General features: G+C 44.4%; 19 protein-coding genes. 11 read left to right on the forward strand and 8 right to left on the reverse strand.

Features of this window, described 5'->3' with window-relative positions; genetic code table 11:
* The first annotated feature begins 477 nt into the window (after positions 1–477).
* The 3 genes from AC1DCV_RS29175 to AC1DCV_RS29185 are packed head-to-tail and all read left to right on the forward strand — an operon-like array spanning position 478 to position 3,988.
* Complete coding sequence (locus tag AC1DCV_RS29175) at positions 478–2,589, forward strand: nitrite reductase (RefSeq protein WP_477026485.1); 2,112 nt, start codon at positions 478–480, stop codon at positions 2,587–2,589.
* A 29-nt stretch (positions 2,590–2,618) separates the two neighbouring features.
* Positions 2,619–3,395 carry a uroporphyrinogen-III C-methyltransferase gene (gene cobA, locus AC1DCV_RS29180; RefSeq protein WP_477026486.1) on the forward strand — a complete coding sequence of 259 codons (777 nt, stop codon included), beginning with the start codon at positions 2,619–2,621 and terminating at the stop codon, positions 3,393–3,395.
* Positions 3,395–3,988, forward strand: coding sequence for a precorrin-2 dehydrogenase/sirohydrochlorin ferrochelatase family protein (locus tag AC1DCV_RS29185; RefSeq protein ID WP_441577438.1), 594 nt, complete (start codon positions 3,395–3,397; stop codon positions 3,986–3,988). Before cobA ends, AC1DCV_RS29185 begins: the two co-directional genes overlap by 1 nt.
* Here AC1DCV_RS29185 and AC1DCV_RS29190 read toward each other — a convergent pair whose 3' ends face one another.
* Positions 3,989–4,330, reverse strand: a complete 342-nt coding sequence (locus AC1DCV_RS29190; RefSeq protein ID WP_477026487.1) for a DUF488 domain-containing protein — start codon at positions 4,328–4,330, stop codon at positions 3,989–3,991.
* Between the two features lie 79 nt (positions 4,331–4,409).
* Between AC1DCV_RS29190 and AC1DCV_RS29195 the strand changes: the two genes are divergently transcribed.
* Positions 4,410–5,066, forward strand: a complete 657-nt coding sequence (locus tag AC1DCV_RS29195; RefSeq protein ID WP_477026488.1) for an HD domain-containing protein — start codon at positions 4,410–4,412, stop codon at positions 5,064–5,066.
* Positions 5,067–5,104: 38 nt separating this feature from the next.
* Here AC1DCV_RS29195 and AC1DCV_RS29200 read toward each other — a convergent pair whose 3' ends face one another.
* The gene (locus AC1DCV_RS29200) at positions 5,105–5,629 is read right to left on the reverse strand and encodes an acyl-CoA thioesterase (protein ID WP_441577435.1); all 525 of its coding nucleotides are present in this window, start codon (positions 5,627–5,629) and stop codon (positions 5,105–5,107) included.
* Between the two features lie 335 nt (positions 5,630–5,964).
* Between AC1DCV_RS29200 and AC1DCV_RS29205 the strand changes: the two genes are divergently transcribed.
* The 3 genes from AC1DCV_RS29205 (at position 5,965) to AC1DCV_RS29215 (ending at position 10,738) form a co-directional block, all read left to right on the forward strand.
* Positions 5,965–7,611, forward strand: coding sequence for a CTP synthase (locus AC1DCV_RS29205; RefSeq protein ID WP_441577434.1), 1,647 nt, complete (start codon positions 5,965–5,967; stop codon positions 7,609–7,611).
* A 251-nt stretch (positions 7,612–7,862) separates the two neighbouring features.
* Positions 7,863–9,722 (forward strand): membrane protein insertase YidC, encoded by a 1,860-nt coding sequence (yidC, locus tag AC1DCV_RS29210; RefSeq protein WP_441577433.1) that lies wholly within the window; start codon positions 7,863–7,865, stop codon positions 9,720–9,722.
* Positions 9,723–9,805: 83 nt separating this feature from the next.
* A complete protein-coding gene (locus AC1DCV_RS29215; RefSeq protein ID WP_477026489.1) occupies positions 9,806–10,738 on the forward strand; it encodes a M20/M25/M40 family metallo-hydrolase in 933 nt (310 codons plus the stop codon).
* Here the strand turns inward: AC1DCV_RS29215 and AC1DCV_RS29220 are convergent.
* The 5 genes from AC1DCV_RS29220 to AC1DCV_RS29240 all read right to left on the reverse strand — a co-directional run bounded on the left by AC1DCV_RS29220 (position 10,735) and on the right by AC1DCV_RS29240 (position 12,892).
* Positions 10,735–11,355, reverse strand: a complete 621-nt coding sequence (locus AC1DCV_RS29220; RefSeq protein ID WP_477026490.1) for a SprT-like domain-containing protein — start codon at positions 11,353–11,355, stop codon at positions 10,735–10,737. The two genes, AC1DCV_RS29215 and AC1DCV_RS29220, sit on opposite strands and share 4 nt — an antisense overlap.
* Before the next feature lie 5 nt (positions 11,356–11,360).
* Positions 11,361–11,747 carry a hypothetical protein gene (locus AC1DCV_RS29225; RefSeq protein WP_477026491.1) on the reverse strand — a complete coding sequence of 129 codons (387 nt, stop codon included), beginning with the start codon at positions 11,745–11,747 and terminating at the stop codon, positions 11,361–11,363.
* Positions 11,740–12,012, reverse strand: a complete 273-nt coding sequence (locus AC1DCV_RS29230; RefSeq protein WP_477026492.1) for an AtpZ/AtpI family protein — start codon at positions 12,010–12,012, stop codon at positions 11,740–11,742. The genes AC1DCV_RS29225 and AC1DCV_RS29230 overlap by 8 nt, the downstream gene beginning before the upstream one ends.
* Positions 11,933–12,355: a bactofilin family protein gene (locus AC1DCV_RS29235; RefSeq protein WP_441577428.1), complete on the reverse strand. Its 423-nt coding sequence runs from the start codon at positions 12,353–12,355 to the stop codon at positions 11,933–11,935. Before AC1DCV_RS29235 ends, AC1DCV_RS29230 begins: the two co-directional genes overlap by 80 nt.
* A 132-nt stretch (positions 12,356–12,487) precedes the next feature.
* On the reverse strand, positions 12,488–12,892 hold the full coding sequence (locus AC1DCV_RS29240; RefSeq protein ID WP_441577427.1) for a hypothetical protein: 405 nt from the start codon (positions 12,890–12,892) through the stop codon (positions 12,488–12,490).
* Between the two features lie 266 nt (positions 12,893–13,158).
* Here AC1DCV_RS29240 and porW point away from each other — a divergent pair, with 266 nt between their 5' ends.
* From porW to AC1DCV_RS29260, 4 genes are all read left to right on the forward strand, one after another.
* Complete coding sequence (gene porW / locus AC1DCV_RS29245; protein WP_477026493.1) at positions 13,159–16,239, forward strand: type IX secretion system periplasmic lipoprotein PorW/SprE; 3,081 nt, start codon at positions 13,159–13,161, stop codon at positions 16,237–16,239.
* 169 nt (positions 16,240–16,408) lie between these two features.
* A complete protein-coding gene (locus AC1DCV_RS29250) occupies positions 16,409–18,781 on the forward strand; it encodes a transglycosylase domain-containing protein (protein ID WP_477026494.1) in 2,373 nt (790 codons plus the stop codon).
* Positions 18,782–19,020: 239 nt separating this feature from the next.
* A complete protein-coding gene (locus AC1DCV_RS29255; protein ID WP_477026495.1) occupies positions 19,021–19,677 on the forward strand; it encodes a thioredoxin family protein in 657 nt (218 codons plus the stop codon).
* Between the two features lie 60 nt (positions 19,678–19,737).
* Positions 19,738–20,187: a hypothetical protein gene (locus AC1DCV_RS29260; protein WP_477026496.1), complete on the forward strand. Its 450-nt coding sequence runs from the start codon at positions 19,738–19,740 to the stop codon at positions 20,185–20,187.
* Positions 20,188–20,292: 105 nt separating this feature from the next.
* Here AC1DCV_RS29260 and sucC read toward each other — a convergent pair whose 3' ends face one another.
* On the reverse strand, positions 20,293–21,504 hold the full coding sequence (gene sucC, locus AC1DCV_RS29265; protein ID WP_441577423.1) for an ADP-forming succinate--CoA ligase subunit beta: 1,212 nt from the start codon (positions 21,502–21,504) through the stop codon (positions 20,293–20,295).
* Positions 21,505–21,600: the final 96 nt, after the last annotated feature.

Raw genomic sequence — 21,600 nt, forward strand, 5'->3', positions numbered from 1 at the left:
CGAAATGGGGCTCATCATCCTGATCTCCTATAACAAAAAGTTATACCGGATAAAATTTGGTTATCACCCCACTGCATCTTTTTGCAGTCCCGCACCTGCTAATCTCTTTGCAGTAGCCTGTTTCCATCAATTTTTCCATGCGGCACCGCACCACCCGCCAATTTCCCCCTTTTGGGGGCCTTATTATATTCCTAAAAAAGTTTTGGAAAGACGGGCTGCATTTCTATCTTTGTATTACTCTACTAAAATTATAGGGAATATGGGTAATGAATTGAAAATGTGTCGCAGTAATAGTTGTTGTAATACAACACCTGCGAGGCGCGTGTAATAAAGAATACCAGTGATCAGTTTACTGTAAATCATCATTATACGAGGCCTCCGCAAATATCCGGGGGCTTTTGATTTTAAGGGAAAACGACCAACATCCCCAACCAGAAGAACAAAAATTGCTTTTACCACCACCTGAAAATACATTTTATGCAAAGCTTCAGAACAGAACTAGAAAATCCGATAGTAGAACAAGATATTATAGACCTGGAGAAGAAGATTCGCCTGTTCCGCGAAGGCGCCATTTCGGATGAAAAATTCCGTAGCCTCCGTTTGGCAAGAGGGGTGTATGGTCAGCGTCAGCCTGGTGTACAAATGGTGCGCATCAAATTACCATACGGTAAAATGACCCTGCAACAATGGAACCGCATCACTGAAATTTCTGATGAATATGCTACCAGTAATCTGCACCTGACTACCCGCCAGGATGTTCAGATTCACTACGTAAGCCTGGAAAGAACACCCGAAATGTGGTCTAAACTGGAGCTGGATGATATCACCATCCGCGAAGCCTGTGGTAATACCGTACGTAACGTAACCGCTTCAGACCGCGCCGGTATTGATCCGGAAGAACCATTTGATGTAACGCCTTACGCAGATGCTACTTTCCGCTACTTTCTCCGCAACCCGGTAAGTCAGGAAATGGGACGTAAAATAAAGATCTCTTTTTCTTCCTCTGAAAAAGATACTGCCTGGTCGTTTATGCACGATTTCGGCATGATCCCTAAAATAAAAATTATAGACGGCAAAGAAGTGCGTGGCTTCAAAGTACTGGTAGGCGGCGGTTTGGGCGCACAACCCTTCCTCGCTAAAACCGTATACGAGTTCCTCGAAACAGATCTGCTCATTCCTTATATCGAAAATGTACTGCGCGTATTTGACCGCTACGGGGAAAGAACCAGCAGGAATAAAGCCCGCATGAAATTCCTCATCCAGAAGATAGGAATGGAAGAATTTGAACGTCTCATTAAAGAAGAATATAAAGCAGTGAAGGTAAAAAGTGTACCGGTAGATGCCGATGCATGGGTAGCTACTACTCCTCCGGCACCCGTTCCTGTACCTGCTTACAGCATAAAAGATCCTAAAAAATATGAAGCCTGGAAAGCCACTAACACCTTTGAACAAAAACAAAAAGGTTACTATGGTGCGTATGTGAAAATTACACTGGGTAATATCGGATCCGCTATCAGCCGCAAGCTGATTGAAGCACTCCGTCCGGTAATTGCAGACGATGTAAGGGTAACTGCTAACCAGGGACTGTTGCTGAAATTTATTCAGCCGGCAAATCTGCCTTACGTTTTCAGCGTACTGGAAGATGCAGGTTTTGCAGAACCAGGGTTCGACAGTATCGCAGACATTACTGCCTGCCCCGGCACCGATACCTGCAACCTGGGTATTTCCAGCAGCACCGGTATTGCCAAAGTATTGGAAAACGTAATTACTGATGAATTCCCTGACCTGGTATATAATAAAGACATCAAAATAAAGATCAGCGGATGTATGAACTCCTGCGGTCAGCACGGTATTGCCAGCATCGGTTTCCATGGCAGTTCCATGAAAGCCGCCGGTAAAGTATTACCAGCCCTGCAGGTACTCCTGGGTGGTGGTATCGTAGGTGATGGCGTTGGCCGTGTGGCAGATAAAGTGATTAAAGTGCCCAGCCGCCGTGGTCCGGACGTATTACGCAGCCTGCTGCACGACTACGAAATCAATGGACTGGAAAATGAATTGTTTAATGAATATTACGATCGTCAGGGAGAAAAATATTTCTATGAACTGTTGAAACCATTGGCAGACCTCAGTTCTGTCACTGCCGGCGATTTCGTGGATTGGGGTCAGGCACAGGATTATGCTACAGCCATTGGTGTAGGAGAGTGTGCAGGTGTGATCATTGACCTGGTAGCTACCCTGCTGCTGGAAGCCGAAGAAAAACTGGAACTGAGCAGCGTTGCTATCATCAAAGGTGCTTACTCAGATGGTATCTACCACGCTTACTCTTCTTTCGTGCAGGGAGCAAAAGCCCTGCTGCTGGGTGAAGCGGTAAGTGGTAATACACAAATTGGTATCATCAACGATTTCGATAAACACTTTGTAGCTACTGGTAAATTCAGCTTTGAACCTGATTTCAAAACTACGGTGCTGCAAATCAACAGCAACGAGGCTACAGAAAGTTTTGCGAAAACCTATTTCGATCAGGCGCAATCTTTTTACAACGCAGCACAGGTGTACCGTCAAAAAGCCAGCGAACTGGTACAGGCGTAATTATTCATTCATCAAAACACGACCAACTCATGCAAAATATACAACCCAAACTCACATTGATAGGTGCAGGCCCAGGAGATCCGGAATTGATCACTGTTAAGGGGTTAAAGGCCATCCAGAACGCCAGGGTAATCCTTTATGACGCATTGTCCAGCAACGAATTGCTGGACCATGCGCCGGCTAACTGCCTTCGTCGCTTTGTAGGTAAACGCGCAGGTATGCACGTTTACTCACAGGATGAAATAAACAGGATGATTGTAAAATATGCACTAACTTATGGTAGCGTGGTACGCCTGAAAGGAGGGGACTCCTTTGTATTCGGCCGCGGCCAGGAAGAAATTGCCTTTGCTCAGCAGTTTGGGATTACTGCAGAAGTAATACCCGGTATTTCCAGCGCGATCTCTGTACCTGGTGTTAACAAAATTCCGGTAACAGCGCGCAATGTAAGTGAAGGTTTCTGGGTAATTACCGGTAACACGCAAAACGGAAATTTATCCCGTGACCTGGATCACGCTATCAGGGCCAATACTACCGTAATTGTCCTGATGGGTATGAGCAAACTGACGGAAATTGCACAGATCTACAGCGCAGCAGGAAAGGGGCATACTCCCGCTGCTATTATCCAGAATGGTACTTTACCTACCCAGAAAATGGGTGTGGGAAATGTGGAAGATCTCCTGGAAATAGCCGCTACGCATGATCTGCATAACCCTGCGGTACTGGTAATCGGTGAAGTGGTAAGTTTCCACGAAGCCTTCCAGGCCTTAAAGAGCAAGGTTTCAGAGGAACTTAAAATTGCCGTATAATGGAAGAAAATCAGTTATTCCCGGTGTTTTTCAAATTGCACCGTCTGCATGTACTTGTTGTAGGCGGTGGTAATATCGGACTGGAAAAAGCCAATGCCATGCTGGAAAATTGCCCCCAGGCAACCATTACAGTTGTGTCATTGGATTTTTTGCCTGAACTGGAAGCAATTACGCACCAGTATCCCAATATTACCCTGATTCAAAAATCGTTTTCCTGTGGTGACCTGCTGGGGAAAGACCTGGTAATAGCTGCTACTAACGACAAAGCCTTTAATTATCATGTATGGGAAAAAGCTAAAGGCAGCAAAGTGCTGATCAATGTGGCGGATACCCCTGAACTCTGTGATTTTTACCTGGGTTCTATCGTAAAAAAAGGAAATCTCAAGATTGCCATTTCTACCAATGGTAAATCACCCACCATCGCCAAACGCCTCAAACAGGTATTACAGGAAGCGATTCCGGATACACTGGATGAAGTGCTGAACAAATTATCACAGATCCGTGATAAACTAAGCGGCGATTTTGCCAGTAAAGTGAGAAAGCTGAACAGTATTACAGATGTACTGGTAAAGCCCGAAAGTGAAGGTGTATAATTATTTTTTAAGTAATTCCAGCAGCACCTGCGCCTGGTTGTTTGTTTCGTCTTTAGCCCCATATAACAGTGTTACCCGCTGATGTTGCGCTCTCTTTTTAATAGCGGCCAACAATTCTTTTTTCTCCTGTAATTCATGTCGATATCTTGTTTTAAATTCAGCAAACTCCGCTGGGTCATGGTGAAACCATTTGCGTAGTTCGTTGCTGGGCGCTATTTCTTTTGCCCATTCATCTACATGCGCCCGCTCCTTAGATATACCCCTGGGCCATAACCGGTCTACCAGGATGCGGTAGCCGTCTGTATCTGCATAATCTTCATAAATGCGCTTGATCTGTAGCATACTTCCTTTAACAAGTCAGGTAATGATATTGTTTTTTTTCGCTTTTATGAAATCGCGGAAATTGGATATCATTGTAGTTATGAGTAATCAACAGGAAATAATTACAGCAACCGTAGATTTTGTGAAGAAGGAATTAGCAGGGGCAGAAGGAGGTCACGACTGGTGGCATATTTACCGGGTATGGCAACAGGCCAGGCATATTGCAGCAAAAGAAATTGTAGATCCGCTGGTAGTGGAACTGGGTGCGCTGCTGCATGATATTGCCGATTCAAAATTTCACAACGGAGACGAAAACATAGGACCAGCAAAAGCGGTGGCATTCCTTCAAACATTGGCGGTGCCGGCGGATATTATAACGCATGTAGAAAATATTATCCGCCACATTTCCTTCAAAGGCGGCAACCAGGAGGTGAAATTTTATTCAACAGAATTAGGGGTGGTGCAGGATGCCGACAGACTGGATGCGATTGGCGCTATGGGTATTGCCAGGGCATTTAATTATGGTGGATTTAAAAACAGGCTGATCTATGATCCGGCGGTACAGCCTAATCTGCAGATGACGAAAGAAGAATATAAAAATAGTACGGCGCCCACCATTACACATTTTTATGAAAAGTTATTACTGTTGAAAGACAGGATGAACACAGCTACCGGTAAAGAGCTGGCAGCAGAAAGACATGCTTTTATGGAATTATTCCTGGAGCGGTTTTATAAAGAGTGGGAGGGAGAGATGTAATGTAAGAAGGGGATCGCCGAAGGCGATCCCCAACAAAACTAGATCTTCTCGAAGAACAGTGCTTTTAATTCATCTGCATCTTCCGGTTTCATTTTGCCACCAAGGATCAGTCTGAGCTGACGGCGACGCAATGCACCTTCATATAATTTTTTTTCTTCTTCTGTATCTGTAATAATGCCAGGAACCGGTCTGGAGTTGCCATTAGGATCCAGGGCTACAAATGTCATGAAAGCTTCGTTGGATTTATAGCGGTATTGCTGCACAGGGTCTTCTCCCCATACTCTCATATGTACTTCCATAGAAGTTTTAAAGGCGCGGCTTACTTTAGATTCAATATGTACCACATTACCCAGTTTAATGGGATTTTCGAAGGAAATATTATCTACAGAAGCAGTTACTACGGGCGCACTGCAGTGTTTCATGCAGGCCAGTGCGGCTGCAATGTCCATCCAGTACATCAAACGACCCCCCATCAGGTTACCGAAGGTGTTGGTATCATTCGGTAAAACCAGTTCGGTCATCTGTATCAGCGAGTCTTGAGCTCTCTTTGGCGTTAAAGTCATCTTTTATGTATTTCGGACGCAAATTTACTGTTTATATATTTATAGTTGTGTAGACATTTCCGGGAGTAAGTGTTCCGGATAAAGGTTTTTAACAAATAATTTCCCGTACTTGAAAATTCTTTAAAACGCCCTGTAGATAAGTGATGAGAGCTGAACATATTCTCCCAAAAATTAACAAACAAATAAAGCGATTGGTTAAAAAACTTGGGAGCGAAGCAAATTTGTGTAACTTTGCATGACCTTCGGAAGTTGTTTACTTGATCGGTTTTACACCAAATGCAGTCCGGCACTTCCCCGTTTATAGGTMAAGTATTCTAAGCTGAATTTTAGTTTTTATGGCAAAATATATCTTCGTTACAGGAGGTGTTACATCTTCTTTGGGTAAAGGAATTATAGCTGCTTCACTTGCAAAATTATTGCAGGCACGCGGCTTTAGAGTGACTATTCAGAAATTTGATCCATATATCAATGTGGATCCGGGTACGTTAAACCCTTATGAACATGGTGAATGTTATGTAACGGAGGATGGCGCAGAAACCGATCTGGATCTCGGACACTACGAGCGTTTTCTGAATACGCCTACGTCCCAGGCCAATAATGTTACTACAGGCCGTATTTATCAGACTGTTATCAACAAGGAAAGAGAAGGTGCCTACCTCGGTAAAACCGTACAGGTAATCCCTCATATCACGGACGAAATCAAACGCCGTATCCTCTTGTTGGGCAAGGATGGTAAATTCGATATCGTGATAACTGAACTCGGTGGTACCGTGGGTGATATCGAATCACTCCCTTACATTGAGGCAGTTCGTCAGTTACAATGGGAACTGGGAGAAGAAGATTGCCTGGTAGTACATCTCACGCTCATTCCGTACCTGCGTGCGGCTAAAGAGCTGAAAACCAAACCTACGCAACACTCTGTGCGCCTGTTGAGCGAATACGGCGTACATCCGGATATCATCGTTTGTCGTACAGAAGAACCGCTGTACCGCGATCTGAAAAAGAAAATTGCCCTCTTCTGTAATGTACAGGTAGATGCGGTGATTGAAGCCAACGATGTACCTACTATTTACGAAGTACCCCTGGAAATGATGCGCGAGAAACTGGACGTTTCTGTGCTGAAAAGACTGGGATTACCTGTAGAAAAAGAGCCTGAACTCGTTAAGTGGCGCGAATTCCTGGATAAATTGAAATATCCTAAATCCAAAGTGACCATCGGTCTGATCGGTAAATATGTGGAATTACAGGATGCCTACAAATCCATCCTGGAATCCTTTATTCATGCTGGTTCCCTGAACGAATGCAAGGTAATTGTACAAAACATCCACTCTGAGCACCTGACACCTGAAAATGTATGCGAAAAACTGAAAAACCTTGATGGGCTCCTGGTAGCTCCGGGCTTCGGTCACCGTGGTATTGAAGGTAAAATAGTAGCTATTCAGTATGCCCGCGAAAATCAGCTGCCTTTCTTCGGTATCTGTTTGGGTATGCAGATGAGTGTGGTGGAATACGCACGTAATGTACTTGGCTGGAAAGATGCACATTCCGTAGAAATGAACCCTGATACCGCTCACCCGGTAATCAACCTCATGGAGGAACAGAAGAAAGTAACTGCTAAAGGTGGTACCATGCGTTTGGGCGCTTATAGCTGCGAACTTACTCCTGGCACCAAAGCGGAAGAAATCTACGGCAAAACCACCATCAGCGAAAGACACCGTCACCGCTATGAGTTTAATAACGACTTCCTCAAAGATTTTGAAGAAGCGGGTCTGGTACTCTCCGGTAAAAACCCGGAAAGTGGCCTCGTTGAAATTATAGAGCTGCCATCACATCCGTTCTTTGTAGGTGTTCAATTCCATCCGGAACTGAAAAGTACCGTGGAAAGCCCTGCGCCGGTATTCGTATCCTTTATCAAAGCTGCCAAGCAATACGCTGAAAGCAAGAATGGTAAAGCGAAACTGGAAGAATCGATAGTGAAATAGCAGTTAGCTTTTAGCAGTTAGCTTTTAGTAAAAATGCAGCGAAGAACATATTATCTATGATCTTCGCTGCATTTTTACTAAAAGCTAACTGCTAAAAGCTAAAAGCTAAACTCGCTCTGATCCTCAATTATATACGCATTTCCTTTACTTATTTATTATTTTAACCGCAATTAACAGGGGTTTCACCTAAAAAGCATGGTCAATTCATAAAATCATGCTTACCTTTGCTGCCTAAATTTTAATTGCATTTCATGGATAGAAATTCGGTCATTGGGTTTTTACTGTTGGGCGTTTTGTTGGTAGGATATATATTCTTCAACCAGAAACAACAGGCAGGAGCCGCAAGGGAAAAAGCCAGGCAAGATTCCATAGCAGAACTTAACAAGCCTAAAACTACTCCGGTTGCAGATACAGCAAGTCTTGCTGCTGTTGCGAATGGTGGTCAGCTGGACTCAGCTCATCAGGCACTGTTGAGTGGAGAGTTTGGTACTTTTGCCGCTGCCGCCACCGGCAATGTGCAAAACACCGTATTGGAAAACGATGTGGTGAAAATCACCTTTTCCAATAAAGGAGGACAACCAGCAAGTGTACAACTGAAACAATACAAAACGTATGATGGTGCTCCATTAATGCTGCTGCAAAGCTCATTCGATCGTTTATCTGTTGAAGTGCCGGCCAGTTTAACCAAAGTACTGAACAGTGCTGATCTGTTCTTTACCGCCGGACAACCTCAGGAACTGGCAGGTGGCGTAAAGTCTATCGCTTACCGCCTCAATACCAGCAACCCCGCCGCATACCTGGAATTTATTTATGCCCTCAAACCTGGCAGCTACGTGGTAGACTATACCATTCATGCAGTAGGTATGCAGGGACTGCTCCCGGGCAATCAGAACTACCTGACCCTGCAATGGAACAGCCAGGACGAAAAACAGGAACATGATATGCAGAACGAGCGCCTGAACAACCAGGTGCACTATATGCTGGAAAATGACAAGCATGATTACTTCACCCTGAACCGTACCAGCCACGAAAAACTGGATCACAAAATCAAATGGGTGAGCGTAAAACAACAGTTCTTTAATACTACCCTGATCGCTAAAGGAGCGCTTTTCAATAACGCGGATGTAAATACCAAAGTACCTGAAAGCCCTAATATCGTAGGTCAGACATTCAGCACCATACAGATTCCGTATAACCGTGCAAATGACTTCTCTTTCCCAATAGAAATTTATTATGGTCCCAACCATTATAAAACACTGAAATCATTTGATATTGGATTACAGAAAATCATCCCGCTGGGCACTGGTATCTTCGCATTCGTGAAGTATGTGAACATCTTTATCATTATTCCGGTGTTTAACTTCCTCAGTGGATTTATAGGTAACTATGGTATCATCATTATCCTGCTTACCCTCTTCATCCGCTTGCTGATAGCGCCTTTCACTTACCAGAGTTATGTATCTCAGGCTAAAATGAAAGTGCTGAAACCAGAAATTGATGAACTGAAAGCTAAATTTGGTGATGATCAGCAAGGCTTTGGCGTAGAGCAGATGAAACTGTTTAAGAGCGCCGGTGTAAACCCATTAGGCGGATGTTTACCAGCGTTACTGCAGCTACCTATCCTGGTGGCGATGTACAGCTTCTTCCCATCTTCCATTGAGCTGCGTCAGGAAAGCTTCCTGTGGGCGAAGGATTTGTCTACTTACGACTCTATCCTGAACCTGCCATTCGACATTCCTTTCTATGGTGGGCACGTGAGTTTGTTCACCATCCTCATGACCATTACCAGCTTGATCCTGGCGTTCTACAACCGTGGAATGACTGATCAAAGTAACCCGGTAATGAAGTACATGCCATATGTAATGCCTATCATGTTATTGGGTATCTTCAACCGCCTGGCTGCGGCGTTGACCTTCTACTACTTTCTGTCCAACGTGATCAGTATCCTGTTGCAGTTTGTTATTCAGAAGTTTATCATTAACCATGATAAAATCCACGCACAGATCCAGGAAAACAAGAAGAAACCGAAGAGCAAATCCAAATGGCAGGAGAAGCTGGAAGAAGTGCAGAAGCGCCAGCAGGGAATGCAACAACAGCCAAAGAAAAAGTAGGATTAATACAATCTGAACAATTCAAACATAATTTTTAGCAGAAGGCTTCCCATTAAGGAAGCCTTCTCTATTTTTGAACGGATATGAAGAAGAGTTGGTTATTATTCATGTGCGCCGCAGGCATCTACACGGGCGCACTCGCACAGGATACCATTCCTGATGCTGCCCGGATTCAGGGTATCGTTAATTATCTGGCTTCCGATAAGCTGAAAGGCAGGGGGACCGCAGAAAAAGGCGGCCTGAAGGCCAGCCGCTATGTGGCTAAACAGTTTAAGAAGCTGGGCCTGCAAACCGTAAATGGCAGTAGCTATTTCCAGGATTTTACCTTCGATAAAAAAGCGCATAAGGATATTCCGAGCCGCAATGTCATTGGTTTCCTGGATAATGGTGCTGCACGCACGATTATCATCGGTGCGCACTACGATCATCTGGGCACTGCTGCTTTATTTGACGGAAAGTACCCGATAGGAGTCATCCATAACGGGGCAGACGATAATGCTTCCGGTGTAGCTGGTTTGCTGGAACTTGCGCGTCATTATGTGAAAAATAAAGGGAAGGAGCCATTTAATTTTCTTTTTATAGCATTTGGGGGAGAAGAACTGGGCTTACAGGGCTCTAAGCATTATACTGCCCATCCGTTGATGCCACTGGATAAGATGCATTTCATGCTCAATATGGATATGATCGGCCGCTATAATCCGGAAAGAGGTATTGGTATAGGGGGCTATGGCAGCGCAGAAGAATGGCCGGCTATTTTCAAAGATGTACAGCAACCAGGAATTAAATTCTTTACAGATGCCGCTGGAAAAGGCGCATCTGATCATCATAACTTTTATGTAAATGGTGTTCCGGTAATGTTTTTCCATACCGGCGGACATGACGATTATCACAAGCCTACAGACGATGCGCCTAAGTTACAGGCTGCCTCAGAAGCCAGTATTGTGCAACTGGAAATACAACTGATTGATCGTGCAATGGCTTTCCCGGTATTACATTATGTAGGGGAGAAGGGCTAGGCAACGAGTTCCACCTCATATACGGGACTAAAAAGATACCATCGGTGAGACGCTACCTCTTCACAGCGGTAGCGTTTTCTTATTTTTTCTCCCCGTCGGAATATACGCCCGTCTTTGGTTTTAAACATACCATTTAAAGGAACCTGCTCTATAAAAAAGTGATTTTCTTTCTGCTGATCATACTTCTTCAGCACGCGCATCAGATGTTCATCTGCGCAGGAGCTGGCAGCAGGATTGGTCATGCTTTGACGCACGGCCAGTTCCACATCCGGTGGTAGTAGACTTTTACCTACAAATCCATGCAATATAAAAGTGAATTCCTGTTTCCATTCCTTTCCATGTGATGCCACGCGGTTGGCATATTTGTTAAAGGTGGTCAGGTGTGCAATTTCATGCAGCAGTGTAAGCAGAAAGGCATATTTATTCAGGGAACCATTAATGCTGATCCTGTGCCCTTTACCCTGTCCATCAGGATGACGGTAGTCGCCAAGTATACTGGACCGTTCACGGGTAACGGTCAGATGTACCTTGTAGGTGGTTAGAAAATCCATTACCTGGCCGAAGGTGCCTTCGGGTAAGTAGGACGCTAAAGCATTCAGGGGCGCCTCTTTTTTCAAATAGATTATTTTTTTAGCCTCGTCAGCCGGAAAAGACTGAGTGTTTCAAATACAGTATACACCAGGTACAGGAACAACAGCATGAAAATAGTCAACTTGCTGACATTGGGCTTATAAATAAGCACATAGACAACAATACCTATTACACAAAGGAAGAGTTTTGCAAGGGTGGAGCCGTAAACAGCCCGGATAAATGCATGATGATTGGAGGAAGCGAGTCCCTGGCGGCCCATCAGATAAGACACCAGGGATATAATTGCCATGATCACGTTGCCGGTCATCAGCACATTTGTATGTGTACCAAGGCCCAGTAACTGTGCTTTGAATATAATAATGAGTCCGTTAAGAATTCCAAAAACTGCGAATAACCGTATAAAAAATCTATCACTCATGCCGTCGGGTGTCTTTTATAATTTGCCACAAAAGTATGGCTAATGCAATTAAAGAAAAAATGATAAGGAATACAGGGAACCGCCAGCCGATCCGCTGGTCAAGTTTATAACCTGCAAACACACCCAAACCTAAGGTGGCCATCATTTGAAAGGCCAACCCGGCGTAGCGTAATAAAGGATTACGATTATTCGGCTTCCTGGAGGACGGATTTTCCATGTTTCTGATTATCTGCCGGCTGCTGATCGTCCATGTAGCAACGGCCATTGAACTTAGCAGAAGGCTCCATTTCAAAATGAGCAGTGTAAACATCGCCCTTTACCAACGCATTGCCTTTCAGGAACAACAGTTCTTCTACCTTGATAATACCGGTTACTTTCCCCAGGATATCTGCGCTCTGGCATACCAGGTCGCCAACAATATCCCCCTCAGGACCTACCACTATCTTCGCCTTGGTAGATACCAGTCCATTTACCTGGCCATCAATTCTGATGTCGCCTTCACACACAATATCACCCTGGATAGTCGTGCCATTGCCAATAATGTTAACAGTGGATGTAGGTAACATGGATTTGTTGTCACCTTTCGATTTCTGATTGTTATTAAACATAGGGAGTCAGGTTTTTCAAGTTTAGTGATGTAATATAAATAAAATATGTAAATATTTTGGTCTTTATGTATTTAGATATTTCACGCCGCATTCACGTCAAATTGCTCACTTTAATATTTAAATAATAAAAAATTAGTAAGTACTGTTATCTACAGCTGGCACTTTTAACATGGTGGTATCGAGTTTTCCGGTAAATTCTCCGTTGATCACCTGTTTAATATTCTTTAGATACTGGTCCCGGGCATTAATGGCTGTTTCTAATGAGTCCGCCCGCATTTTGAGATGGATAAATTCCTTACGTTGTTTCAGATCTCCATAACCGGGTATATAATAACGCAAAGGCGTAAATACCACAGTGGCTACCGTAATAGCTACCAGTAATACAAACAGGGTGCTGAAAGCAATATATACGCTCATCCGGGAGAGTTTGAACGATGTTACTTCTTCATAGGTATCGTCATTCATAATCACCAAACGGTACTTATGACTTAGTTTTTCCAGGCTTCTTCTGTTGTTTTTATTCCCCTTCTTGGCCATGTTTGTAGTACTACTTAAAGAAATTTATTCCTTTTAAGGCGGGCTAAAGTTAATCATTATTGTAAAATAGGGAAGGGTGTTTTGAGGATTCTATGAAGAAATGACATTTTTTATTTGAAAACCAGCGGATTAAAAGATATCTGCCGCCAGAAAAAAGTAGCAGACACTTCTGCGGGAGGAGCAGTGAATCAACTATTTTATCCTATCTTTAAAATATTTTTTCAAACTGTAAGTTATATATATTTAGCCTATACACCCTGGCATCCATGAATTGCATCAAACTGCTACTTAAATATCTGGGATTTTTTATATTGTCGTTTTGCCTGGGTTTACCGGCGGTCTGGGCACAGAACAAGCCTCAAAAGCAGCCGCAGCAAACAAATTCCCAAAGCCAGGCCCCCGATAATCAGCAACACAGACCTGTTGCCAAGCCCCTTTTTAAACCGAAGGAGCCTCGTGTACAGGACCGGCGCCCCCCCTCCGAAGTAATGCTGGAAAAAAAGAAATGGAACTGGAAACGAAAGTTCTTCCAGAACATGGCCACGCGCTTCAACTATTATTTTCACGCCAAACAGAAACTCGACAGGGTAGTAAGAACTGCTAACCGCGATGGCCAGGATAACTATAATATGCTGCTGCCTTTCTATCCTTATAGTTTGCAAAGCCAGGGATTCAGCAAAGGAGAACTCGACTCCGTAATAGACAAAACCTCTATGGGTATTCAGCTCCATGACCCCCGCGGCAAATGGATCGATGACTGCTTCCTGCTTATGGGGCGCGCCTACTTCTATGAAGGCGACCTCGAAAACGCCAATAAAACATTCCAGTATATCAATATCACTTTCGCCCCCAAACAGAAATCGGAATATAAAACAGTAGTGGGTGCCCGCGAAAATGACCAGATCTCTATTGCCACCAACGAAAAGAGGAAGGGCTTCTTCGGTCGCTTTAAACATGTGAAAGCCCGTAATGATGCTTTCCTTTGGAGAGCCAGAACCCTCCTCGAACAAAAAGAATATGATGAGGTACAGGCCCTCCTCAACTTACTCAATAACGACCCGCATTTTCCGCACCGCCTCGATGGCGGCCTGGCGGAAGTACGCGCCTACAGCAATTATATACAGAAAAGATATCCTGAAACCATAGAGCCCCTGCAACTGGCCATAGATAAAAGCCACGACCGGGTAGCCAGGGCCAGGATGTCCTATATCCTCGGTCAGCTCTATGTACAGCAGCACCGCCCGGATTCCGCCCTGGAACAGTTTCGCAATGTGATTGGCATGAAACCCGATCCGATGATGGACTTCCAGGCCAGGTTACAAATCGCTAAAACAAATGCTGAAACGACCGGTGATATCGCTAAAAGCATTGCCGGCCTTCATCACATGCTGAGAAAGCAACGCTTCTCCAGGTTCCGTGATGGCATTTACTATACTATGGGTACCCTGGTATATCCCAAAGATCCGGATGCAGCCATCGGCTATATGAAGCAATCACTGAAAGTACCCAGCGATAACCTCATGCAGCGTACCATCACCTATAAAGGGATGGCGGATATTTACTATGATCTGCGTAATTATCCGGACGCTAAAAAATATTACGACAGCACCGCCGGCATCATGAACAAAGACTTCATGGACGCGGCCACCGTAAATGTCCGCAAAGAAGTACTGTCAGATGTAGTGGCTAAACTGGATATCATTCACCGGGAAGACAGTCTGCAGAAAATTGCAGCCATGTCGCCTTCCGATCGTAACATACTCCTCTCGAAAATGGCGGCTACACTCAAAAATGAGGCAGCCGACAAGAAAAAGAAAGATGCACTTTCTGCTGCTAATCCACTCGATGTGAACGCGATGGGTATGACAGGTGGTGGGGCTTATGGACCTAAGGAAGAAAAAGGCGATTGGTATTTTTACAATGCCAGCAGTAAATCTGCGGGCTACTCAGAATTTAAACGCAGATGGGGTAGCCGTCAACCCGGCGATAACTGGCGCCGTAGCCAGAACGGTGTAGTGAATGCAGCTAACAGCAACGCACCTATTGAAATAGCAGAAGAAAGTAAAAAAGCTGCCACCAAGGGCGTGCCTCCGGATAGTGTAAGCGTGGACTTACTGGCTGCCGGCCTGCCACTGACACCGGAAAAACTCGCGGTTTCGGAAAAAGCGGTAAAAGATGCCTGGTTTGATTTAGGTAAATTATATCACGATAAACTCGAGAACTATCCGCTGGCCATAGAAACCTATGACTCGCTGCTGCTCCTTTTCCCGGATCATCCGCGCAAACCGGAAGTATTGTATTCGCTCTATATATGGAATAGTAAACTGAATCATACTGCGCAGGCTAACCAGTATAAAACGATGGTATTGAACCAGTATGGTAATACCAACTTCGCAGACATTATCCGTTCCGGTGGATTGAATAACGATGTAGACGTGGCCAAAAAGAAACAGATCAGCGCAGCTTACGATTCTGCCTATACAGCTTTCCGGAATGGTGACTATGCAGGAGCCATGGCCATGAAACAACGGGCCGACAGCTCTTTCGGCTTCAGTTTCCTGAAACCTAAGTTCGATTTGCTGGAAGCCATGCTGATTGTTAAAACAGATACCTCGTTTGCAACAGACTCGCTGCAGCTGTCACGTAAGGCCGTACAGGCCGTATTAACCAAATACGCTGCCGATGAGCCTATCCGCTTGCAGGCCCAGGCCCTGATGGATGCGCTGGATCACCGCGCAGAACTTACAGATTATCTGGCCAAACTGGAGGTAAGAAAGAAAGATGCGAACGGAGAATTGCTGGATGAAAATATCACCATGCGCTATCCTTGGCAAAATCCACAGCCGGTACTGGCCGATAAACTGAATGTAGCCAAAACGCGGGCAGATTCGTCCAAAATAGCTGCAGGCATGGTAACGCCATTGCCCGCGCCTATTGTGCCTATTGCCCCCGTAAAACCGGTAACACCTTATAAAATAAACGCTGATAACCCATTCTTTGTAGTACTGTCCTTTGACCGGGTGTCAAAAGAACTCATGGATGAAGGGCTGAATCAGTTTACCCGCTATAATTCGGCTAAACATGCCTCGGATAAAATTGAAGTCGGCAGCTTTGTGCTGACTCCCAATGATGTGATGCTCATTTTCAGGATTTTCCCCAATGAGGATAAGGCACTGGAGTACTTTGACGAAATCAGGGATGCGGCACCTGCCAACATCATTCCCCGGATCCGGCCTACAGAATACCATTTCTTCGTTATTTCGAGAGATAACTTTATCCTGCTGAATAGTACCAAAGACCTGGCCGGGTATCGTAAGTTTTTTACAGAAACTTATGTGACCCAGTAAGTATTTTTGGAAATTTAAATAGCTTTGCCGGTCAAACGCTTATAAACAGGCTTGTTTATTGCAGTTGAACTTTATTGAAAAATTTACATATATAGCCAACAGATAGTAATAAATTGCCATTCATTTAAAGGATCAGGCAATTTGGCCATAAAACAAATTATATAAGCGCATGAAAAAATCGGTGAAAATATTGTGGCGGGTGGCTTTTGGTATCTTAGCATTACTTGTTCTCTTTGTTTTACTCATTAATTTCCGTGTAATCGGCAGTATGCCGTCCATGGAAGAACTGGAAAATCCCCGTGCAGCGCTGGCAGCAGAAGTGATTGCGGACGATGGTACCATTTTGGGTAAATACTACCAGGTAGATCGTTCCAGCAGCGATTATAATGAGATTTCCAAAAATGTGATCAACGCGCTGATAGCAACTGAAGAAACCAGGTTTTACGATAACTCCGGTATTGATCCTAAAGGCACACTGGCCATTCCTTTTTACCTCCTGATCGGTAAAAAGCGTGGCTCGAGCACCATCACGCAGCAGCTGGCCCTGAACCTGCAAACAGACAACCTGGGCAAACAACGCTCCGGCAACCCTGTAGGACGTGCCTTTCAGAAAATACAGGAATGGATTATTGCGGTAAAACTGGAAAGAAACTTCACCAAACAGGAAATCCTGACACTGTATTTAAATACAGTGGCTTTCGGAGATAACGTATATGGAATAGAAAACGGCGCCAGAACCTTCTTCAGTAAAGATGCCGGTCATTTATCCATAGAAGAAGCGGCCATCCTGATAGGGATGCTGAAGGGAAACACCATCTATAACCCCCGCCGTAATCCGCAGTATGCACTAGAACGCCGTAACACGGTGATAGACAATATGCAGAAAGCCGGATTCATTACACCCGGAGAAGCCGCATCTGCCAAAAGCAAACCGATTGTACTGCACTATAATAAAATTGACCACAACAAAGGACTAGCCCCTTATTTCAGGGAAGTATTGCGTGATGAACTCAAAGGCTGGTGTAAAAACCATAAAAAAGCCGATGGCTCAGAATATAACCTTTACCGTGATGGTCTGAAAATATATACAACCATCAACCCAAGAATGCAGTTGTATGCAGAAGAAGCAGTAGCCAAGCACCTGGCAGTGTTGCAAAAATCACTCTCTGCACAAAATGATGTTAAAACCGGCAGCGTTTGGAAGAAATGGCCTAAATACCTGGATCAGTACATGAAAGAATCTGACAGGTATAAATTCATGAAGGATGATGAAGCCGATGATTCTACGATTGCCAGGGTATTCAACACACCCACCCGCATGAAGGTATTTGGCTGGAAAAGTTCTACGGAACCAGACCTGAACGAAATAGATACCATCATGACGCCAATGGATTCCATCAAATATACACGCGCCATTTTACAGGCAGGCTTTATGGCGATGGATCCCGAAAGTGGTGAGGTAAAGGCATGGGTAGGCGGACCGGATTTTCGTTATTTCAAAAATGACCACGTGGCTAAAACCCGTCGTCAGGTTGGTTCTACCTTTAAACCCTTCCTGTATTGCTTTGCGATCATGAATGGTTTTTCGGCCAACACTATATTGCCAAATGAGCCTATAACGATTAATGGCTGGAGCCCGCATAACTCTGAAGGCAGCACAGGTGGTTCAATTACCATGGCCGGCGCGCTGGCCAAATCACTCAACCTGGTGGCAGCTTATCTGATTAAACAGATTGGCGCCAAACCATTTGCGGATTTCGCCAAAAATAAAGTGGGTTTCAGCAGCGATATCCCTGCATATCCGGCTATTGCCCTGGGTGCAGTGGAAATTTCCCTGTATGAACTATTACAGGGGTATACCATGTTCCCCGGAAGAGGTATTAATACCAAACCTATTTATATTACCCGCATAGAAGACAGAAACGGTAATATCCTCGAAACATTTGCACCGGTAAAACGTGAAGTAATCAACGAAAAACAATCCTACACCATGGTGAAAATGATGGAAGGGGTAGTGGCTCCCGGTGGTACCGGTGCGCGTATCCGTTCACGTTATAACATCCAGGGTGAAATAGCCGGTAAAACCGGTACCACCAACGATAACACCGATGGTTGGTTCATGGGCTATACTCCTAAAATACTGGCGGGCGCCTGGGTGGGTTGTGAAAACAACTTTATCCACTTCAGCACTACCGCTATCGGACAGGGGGCCAATACCGGCTTACCTATCTGGGCTTATTTCATGCAAAAGGTATATGCGGATCCAACACTGAAAATCAGCACGAATGACCATTTCCCGATTCCGCAGAATATGAGTGAGGATGATATCTACATGAATTATGAGTCTAATGTGAAGCCAGGTGCAGAATCAGAAAATGTAGGTAACGGTTCTGCCGATGACTATGGCTCTGGTGATGCCAATGACTTTGCTGCACCAGGTGCAGATAAACCAGAACCAGCGCCTGCTCCCGCACCGAAAAAGGAAGAGCAGAAAGACAAGCCAAAGGCTACTATGCCTGCACCACCTAAAAAGAACGATTAGTACCGCGAAAGCGGAAAGCATAAAACACAAAGCCAAAAGCCATTGAGACGAATGATCTAAGCGAATATTAATTATTAGCCGCTTAGATCATTCGTCTCAATGGCTTTTGGCTTTGTACCTTCAGTTTTATGCTTTCCGCTTCCGCTTATATATTTTATCCACCAATAAACAAACTGCTGCGGGCATTATAATCCTATTTATTAGCTTCACGTTACCAAACCATTAAAAAAAACAGTACAATGAAGTATGCATTTAAAGCACTGCTATTGGCAGGTCTATTGCCCGTTGCTGCCCTGGCGCAGGATAGCACCCAGTTTATCAAAGGCTCCTGGAAGGAGCTCACCGTCAAAGCCAGGAAAGAACACAAACCCATTTTTATTGACACGTATTTTGAAGGCTGCCATGCCTGCAAAGACATGGAAGTCAAAGTATTTCCACGCGCGGACGTAAAAAAGTACATGGAAGACAACTTTGTATGCACTGGTTATGACGTATTCAAGGAAGAATTCGGGAAAGAGCTGTGCGCCAAGTATTTCATGACAGGATTTCCCACTTACCTGATTATTTCCGGCGAGGGAAAACTGATTAATACCGGTATGGGCTACAAGGAGGTACCCGATTTCCTGAAATTCCTGCAAACCAATATCGAAAAGTATAAAGCAGGGGAGTCGCTGACCGGCTTTGGTAATAGCCTGAAAAGAGATGATCCGGACTTTTATACGACCTTCTTTTTCGCAAAAGACCGGAAGTATCCGGCTGCGGAAGTGGTAAAGGAATACCTGTTAAAGCAGTCGCCGAAAGACTATTTTAAAGAGTCTGTGTTTAAAGCCATGCAGGTGGCTGGCAAGCTGCCTGACAATTACAGGGAGTTCTTTCTCAAAAACAAAGAAACTTAAGAAGCTCGTTTTGGCAGCGCCCTTACCCAGAATATCTTTAAAGGGTTGCTGAAACAGGATATGGCGGCTTTGCCTAAACAATACGATGAAAAGGCATTCGCTGCCTTTTTAGCGAAGCAGCAAACTGTATATGGTGCTGCCGACTGGCAGGAAGCACAGATGTATTATGCAGAAAATTATTTATATAGGACCTGCGAAAACGGAAAGGCTTTCGTGGAATTCGCCATTGCTCATAACGACCGTAGCGAAAACCGGATCCGCTATATGGCCTTCTACCTGGGAGCTGCATTAGAAAAAGACCATTCCCTGCAAGAGTTATATATCAAATGGGCAGAACCTGTGCTGAATGAAAAATCCAGCCTGGAAGCACTAAGAGCCCTGGCTTTAATGTGCCGGGAAGGACATAAGGATCTCGCGAAGAAATATTTTACCTGGTTGGTGGCTAAAGCTGAATCAATGGGCGAACGTGTTGATGGTTACAAGAATCAACTGGTCAAGTTGAATAGTTAGCATAAGGCATAAAGCAAAAAGCTATTAAAGTGAATGACCTGAGCGGATATTACTCCTTTACTCAGGTCATTCACTTTAATAGCTTTTTGCTTTATGCTTTCAGCCTTATGCTACTGCTTTATTTACCAAAGCAGCCGCTTCGCTTAATAAAATTGCTGACTGTACTTTCAGACCGCTTTCTTCGATCAGTACTTTTGCTTCTGCAGCATTAGTACCCTGTAAACGTACAATGATAGGAACTTCGATGTTACCAATAGATTTGTAAGCATCAATTACGCCCTGTGCAACGCGGTCGCAACGAACGATACCACCAAAGATATTGATCAGGATAGCTTTCACCTTTGGATCTTTCAGGATAATACGGAACCCTGCTTCTACTGTTTGTGCGTTGGCAGTACCACCTACGTCCAGGAAGTTAGCTGGTTCACCACCGCTCAGTTTGATCATATCCATGGTAGCCATGGCCAAGCCGGCGCCGTTCACCATACAACCTACGTTACCATCCAGTTTCACGAAGTTCAGGTTAAATTTGCTGGCTTCTACTTCAGTAGGATCTTCTTCTGAAATATCACGCAGTGCTTCCAGGTCAGGATGACGCATCAGGGAGTTATCATCCAGGTTTACTTTCGCATCTACTGCAATAATTTTCTCGTCACTGGTTTTGAACAGCGGGTTGATTTCCAGCATGCTGCAATCCAGTCCTACATATGCGTTATACAGGTTAGTTACAAATTTCACCATGTTTTTGAACGCTTCACCGCTTAAACCGAAGTTGAAAGCAATGTTACGTGCCTGGAAAGGCTGCAGGGTCATATTTGGTTTAACCCACTCTTTAAATATTTTCTCAGGAGTGCTGTGTGCTACCTCTTCGATATCCATACCACCTTCTGTGGAGTACATGATAACATTTTGGCTTTTAGCACGATCCAGCAGGATAGACAGGTAAAATTCCTTTACCGGGTTAGCACCTGGATAGTAAACATCCTGGGCTACCAGTACTTTATTTACCAGTTTACCAGCATCGCCGGTTTGAATGGTTACCAGGGTACCTCCCAGTATATTGCCTGCTATGGTTTTAATATCTTCTGCATTTTTTCCTACTGCCACACCTCTCTGTTCCGTACCACGGATCTTACCTTTTCCGCGTCCACCCGCATGAATCTGGGCCTTTACAACGGCAAATTCATTACCAAATTGCACTTTCAGCTGCTTGTATGCTTCCGCAGCCGCTTCAGGGGTATCCACCGGGATGCCTTCCTGTACCGGTACATTATATTTTTTCAACAGTTCTTTAGCCTGGTACTCGTGTAAGTTCATCGGAATAAAATTTGGCGCTAAATTAGGTCATTATGATTTAAATATAAAACTGCAGTCATTTGTGAATTAAAAAATAACTTTGCGCGGGTTTGTTTT

Source organism: Chitinophaga sp. 10T418 (assembly GCF_056394125.1).